Annotated in this window: 3 protein-coding genes; 1 reads left to right on the top strand and 2 read right to left on the bottom strand. The window is 58.2% G+C overall.

The window, feature by feature from the left end; genetic code table 11:
- Positions 1-174 precede the first annotated feature (174 nt).
- The gene (locus WCE35_RS01345; protein ID WP_424591545.1) at positions 175-513 is read right to left on the bottom strand and encodes a cupredoxin domain-containing protein; all 339 of its coding nucleotides are present in this window, start codon (positions 511-513) and stop codon (positions 175-177) included.
- A gap of 36 nt (positions 514-549) precedes the next feature.
- Complete coding sequence (locus tag WCE35_RS01340; protein ID WP_424591544.1) at positions 550-1,962, bottom strand: hypothetical protein; 1,413 nt, start codon at positions 1,960-1,962, stop codon at positions 550-552.
- 246 nt (positions 1,963-2,208) lie between these two features.
- Here WCE35_RS01340 and WCE35_RS01335 point away from each other — a divergent pair.
- Positions 2,209-3,812, top strand: a 1,604-nt coding sequence (locus WCE35_RS01335; RefSeq protein WP_424591543.1) for a putative bifunctional diguanylate cyclase/phosphodiesterase, incomplete at its 3' end; no start/stop codon positions are given.

Below are 3,812 nucleotides of genomic sequence, written 5' to 3'. Positions count from 1 at the left end.
GGTGGGAATCCTGCGGGCACGTGCAACGGCGCAATTCATAACTTGGCAATGAAAAGCGTGCGAAGTGGCTGTTGGTTACCAATGACCCCTTTTTGGGGCTCGCCGCGTTCAACCGGCAATTCTGGCGGCGCGCCACGGCCGAACCCAGACGATCAGGTTTCGGCGTCGCGGTCCTCACTTCACGGTCACAGCCATCTTGATCGACGGATGGATGTTGCACCGAACCCTGTATGAGCCGGCCCTGTCGAATTTATGGCTCAGCGCGGCGCCCGGTTTCTGTAGCCCAAGGTCAATCGAATCGTCGTCTCCGGGTCCGAAAATGTGGATGTTATGTATAACGTCATCGCTGTTGGTGAAAATCAAGCGGTCGCCCTTTGCCAACGACGCCGACTTTTGACTGATGGCCAGTCCGCGCTGGTCAACCGTAATCGTGGTTGCGGCGTGCACGGCGACGATGATCCCCATCAGAAAGCCAGTGGTTGCTGCGAGGCGAATCGGCATCAGGATCGGCATGACTTTCTTCGTCCGCGAATGGAGTGACAGGAATGGCTAGAACTTCACGGCTGTCCAAAGACTGAAATAGAAGTGATTGTTTCTGCCAGCGTTCGCGTGGCTTCCGTCGAAGCTGAAATAGTTTACGTACTGCGCGGCCAGCCGAAGGTTCATGTTTTGAAACGGCGAATCCGGTTTGCCCCAGGGTACATAGGCGACTTCGAAAATCATGCCGTCCGAGTTAGGGCTGCCATTTGGCGTGGTCCAGTAGTTGCTGTCGGCCGTACCGGTGGTGCGGAAATACTGCACTGACGGCGTAACCGTGGCCGCGATGCTATAGGAGACATCAAAGCGCATGGTGTCCAACCAGTGTTGAGGCAGCGCCCCGGTCAGGGCGAGCGCCTCGGTCGCCATTTTGGAGGTTTCGCGGATATAAGTCGCATGAGCGGATAGCCTGTCGCTGGTTACTTTGGCGGGATCCGAGATGTACTGGTAGTTCGCATCGACCGCGATGTCGGTCTTGCGGACAGTGAAGCCGAGGGTCTGGTCGCCACCAGGAACGACATTGGCGGACAGTGCGTAGGCGCCGATCTCCGCGTGATGACTCTTGCTCCCCCAGTCTTTGATCAGGGCAACCCGTGCATAGGGGACAAAGGCGGTGGTTTGGTCGCCATCGCCGGGGATCTGGCCCAGTGCCCTCAACGTAGGTGCGTTGAGGCCCTTGTAGACATCACCCTCCAGGTAAAGGAAGTCATTCCACAGTGTATAGACGCCCACGCCTGCGACGCGCTGTCCGAGACCACCATCGACCAGAGTTGAAGCCATCGGCGTCGGCGCCAGCGCCGATCGGTTGTACGGAAATCCCCAGGCCGGCGTCGAGTTCCAGGGGTCTTGTACCGTCGGGTTGTTGTTGGCTGTGATGCCCCAGAGCACTTCCTGGCCAAGCAAATCACCCTCGCTCGCATAGCGGATATCGACGTTGTTCAGTGCGGCCTGCTGTGCCACGCCGTCGTAATTCAGCTCGACGAAGCCGCCGAGCCTGGGTGCGATTTGTCCGGCATAATACAGCGACAACTGATCGACGGCGAAGTTGTCGTTCGGCCTGAAGCCGGGCGCGGCTCCGCCAGGCTGCGGCTGCAGGGTGTGGGTGAATGAGGATTGCGTGGTCATCGCCAGAGGCAGTCCGTGGTCCTTGCCATCGCTGGCGACATAGCCGTGCAGTTTGAAGTCGCGCCCGTAGGGCGTCAGTTGCGGTCCGAACGCCCCGATGTGGCAGGCGGCGCAGGGTTGGCCGGTTTGAATCGCGAAAGACGGTACGGCGAGCGCCGGATCCGTCCTCAGGACCGCCGATGCTGACAGCAGGATCAGGAAACCTTTGCCAGAAAGTATGAAGGCGATCGTTGATGCGCGATTGGCCTTCGGTCCGGCCGCAATCCCAATCCCAAAGACTGTTTTCTCTGTGGGGAGCAAAGCTTGAAATCCCGCCCGGCAACCCGTTTCGCAGATCGAACAGGCGCGACCACCAAATCAAAACATGGTTAACGAACGGTTAGATTTCGGGCCGCAGCCAGGCTGGGTTTGTGCGGCTATTTCGACAGCGCAGGGGCGCGAAAGGTCACCGCTTTGATGTTGAGGCCACCGCCAATCTTACCGATACCGAATATTTAGCGGTTTTAGCCTATCGTTTTCCACCAGGTATGAGTTGGGGGCGACAGCATGGTTCTTGGCAAGAACGATACGGGAGCGGGAGATTCGAAATTCGAATCCGGTCGCGCCGGCAGAGATTACAGATCTTTTCGTCGTCGGCTCGCAATGGGCGCAATGAGCGTGCTAATAATCAATCTTGCGGTCGGCCTGTTCGCTCGCCAACAGCAACACGCAATTATGGATTTCGCCGTCGAGATATACGACACCGCCTTCATTTCCACCAACTATGTTCATCTCGCGCAGAAATCGTTTCAGCATTTTGCCAACGACCGCTTGCGCGCCGTTGGTCCGGTCGAGATTTCCAGGGCCAATCAAGATCTGGAGCGCGCGCTAATCGAGCTGGATGTCGCGATTGAACGGTCGGCGTCTTCCCAGGCCCGCACCCTGGGACTCGAAATCAGGGCAAATATCCTCGCGCTCGCCGATCTCGAAGGGAATTCGACGGAACTGCCGTCCCGGCTGGGTATGATCGGCCAAGCCTTGGACAGGTTGGCCGACGGCAACTCGGCCGTCGGCCTAAGAGCTCGCGACGACATTGAAGCCTTCTCCAACGATGCCGATATGCTGCTGCTGGCTTCGATTGTCACCAGCATCACGCTGGCCGGAATAGCGCTAATCGCGCTTCACCGCCTGATCGCTCGTATTGTCCAGATGGCGTCTTACGATTCACTCACGGGCCTGCCGAACCGATCTCAATTTCGCACATACACGACCAACGCCCTCAACAATTTGGAGAGCGACTCGGGCATAGTCGCGGTGCTGAGTCTCGATCTGGATCGCTTCAAGAACGTCAACGACACGCTAGGCCACCACACCGGCGATCTCCTCCTTTTCGAAGTGGCGCGGCGTATCGAGCAATTGTTGCTGAAAACGGATATGGCCGCGCGCTTCGGTGGCGATGAATTCGTAATCCTGCGAACTGCTGCGCAGCAAGCTTCGGATGCCGGTGCCTTGGCGGAGCGTCTGATTGCCGCCCTTGGCGTGCCCTACATAATTCATGGTCAACAAATCCTGATCGGCGCCAGTGTGGGCATCGCCCTGGCGCCGGATCATGGAATGGACACCGATAGCCTCCTGCGTAATTCCGACGTAGCGCTCTATCGCGCCAAGGCCGATGGCAAAGCGCGGTACACATATTTCACCGCCGAAATGAACGCACTCAGGCAATCGCGTCGCCTGATGGAAATCGAGTTGCGCGACGCGCTGAAAAAGCAAGATATCGCCGTCTTCTTCCAGCCGCTCATCGATATTTCGACGGGACGGGTCGAGGGCTGCGAGGCGCTGGTCCGATGGAATCACCCTACGAAAGGTTTCATTCCGCCGCTCGAATTCATTCCGCTGGCAGAGGAAACAGGCATCATCCTCGACATCGGCGAATATGTCCTGCGCGCGGCCTGCGAGGAGGCCGCCTCCTGGACACGACCCATCAGGGTTGCCGTCAACTTGTCGGCGCTTCAGTTTCGCTCCGGCGATATCACGGCTCTCGTCGCTTCCGTTCTGGAGGAGACCGGTCTGGAAGCGAACAGACTCGAGCTTGAAGTCACCGAATCGATCTTGATCGAGGACAAAGACCGGGTGATGCACATTCTAACGGCGCTTCGCGAACTCGGAGT

It is taken from the genome of Bradyrhizobium sp., from assembly GCF_049691595.1.
GTDB lineage: Bacteria > Pseudomonadota > Alphaproteobacteria > Rhizobiales > Xanthobacteraceae > Bradyrhizobium.
Note: the sequence above shows the minus strand (reverse complement) of the source record. Positions and strands in the feature narration are given on the sequence as shown.